We start from the raw sequence: 1277 nt of genomic DNA, 5'->3' as shown, positions 1-1277 counted from the left end.
GGTGCCCAGCGCCTCCGGCGCCTCCTGCGGCACCAGCAGGCCGGTCTCGCCCGCGCGGATCAGCTCGGAGGGGCCCTGCGCCGCGATGGCGACCACGGGGCGCGCGGCGCTCCAGGCCTCCAGCACGATATTGCCCAGCGGCTCGTGCCGGCTGGAACAGACAAACACGTCGCAGGCCGCCAGCAGCGCCCCGGCATCCTGCCGCCAGCCGAGGAAACGCACCCGCTCCGCCACGCCCAGTTCGCGCGCCAGGGTCTCCAGCGCGGCGCGCTCCGGCCCCTCGCCGGCCAGCGCCAGATGGGCGCCGGGCACATGCCGCAGGGCGCGCAGCAGCGTGTCGAAGCCCTTGTTGCGGTGCAGCCGGCCCATCGCCAGCAGCCGCGGCGCCTCGGCCGGCAGCGGCAGCTCGGCCGGCAGCACGCCGCCCATCTCGTCGACGAAATTCGGCAGGTAATGCACCCGCTCGGCCGGCCAGCCCTGCGCCACCATCCAGCGCGCCAGGTCGCGCGTGTTGCCGACCAGATGGTCGCAATGGCGGTAGTGCTTCAGGTCGTAATAGCCGCCCAGCCGCCCGACCAGCGTCCAGCCGCCGCGCGGGGTGAAGCGCGTGGCGCGGTTCATCCAGGACACCACCACCTGCGGCTGGAAGCGGCGCAGCGCGGCGCCGAGGCGCGGCCGCGTCATCCAGTCCAGCCAGGGGCTGCCGAAGCGCAGTTGCACCGGCGCCAGCCCGCGCACCGACAGCCGCGCGGCGCGGCCCGGATCGGCGCGGATGACGGGCAGCACCGCCTCCCCCTGGGCGTGCAGGGCGCAGGTCAGGCGCTCATAGAAGCCCTCGGCACCGCCCATGCGGGCGCCGGCCATCACCTGCGCGATCCTCACGCGGCCATCCTCATGCGGTCACCAGGGCGACGCTCACGCCGCCAGCTCCGCCCCCGGCTCGGCGGCCGGGCTGTCCAGCAGGGCGATGGCGGCCTCCAGCGCCGCCTCGACCGGCAGCGCCGCCATCGGCGCCCGCCCGGGCAGGCCGCGCGCCAGCACGGCACGGGCGCGCGGGCCGATGGGGGCGTATTCGCCGGCCGGGGTCGGGCCGAACAGGCCGAGCGTCGGCACCCCCGCCGCGGCGGCCAGGTGCATCAGCCCCGAATCATTGCCGAGGAACAGCGCGCAGCGCGACAGCAGCGCCGCCGCCTCCGGCAGTTCCAGCCGGCCCACCGCGTCGATCGCGCCGGGCAGCGCCGCCAGCACCGGGCGGCCATGGCGGCCTCGGTCGCGCC

General features: G+C 76.7%; 2 protein-coding genes. Both read right to left on the bottom strand.

Annotation, left to right across the window (positions count from 1 at the left end):
• A partial coding sequence (locus tag HMPREF0731_RS19805; RefSeq protein ID WP_007005994.1) for a glycosyltransferase occupies window positions 1-882 on the bottom strand: 882 nt, incomplete at its 3' end.
• A 33-nt stretch (window positions 883-915) separates the two neighbouring features.
• Window positions 916-1277, bottom strand: a 362-nt coding sequence (locus tag HMPREF0731_RS19800) for a glycosyltransferase family 9 protein (RefSeq protein ID WP_040614170.1), incomplete at its 5' end; no start/stop codon positions are given.

Source organism: Pseudoroseomonas cervicalis ATCC 49957 (genome assembly GCF_000164635.1).
Taxonomy (GTDB): domain Bacteria; phylum Pseudomonadota; class Alphaproteobacteria; order Acetobacterales; family Acetobacteraceae; genus Pseudoroseomonas; species Pseudoroseomonas cervicalis.
This window is presented reverse-complemented; position numbering and strand designations above follow the sequence as displayed.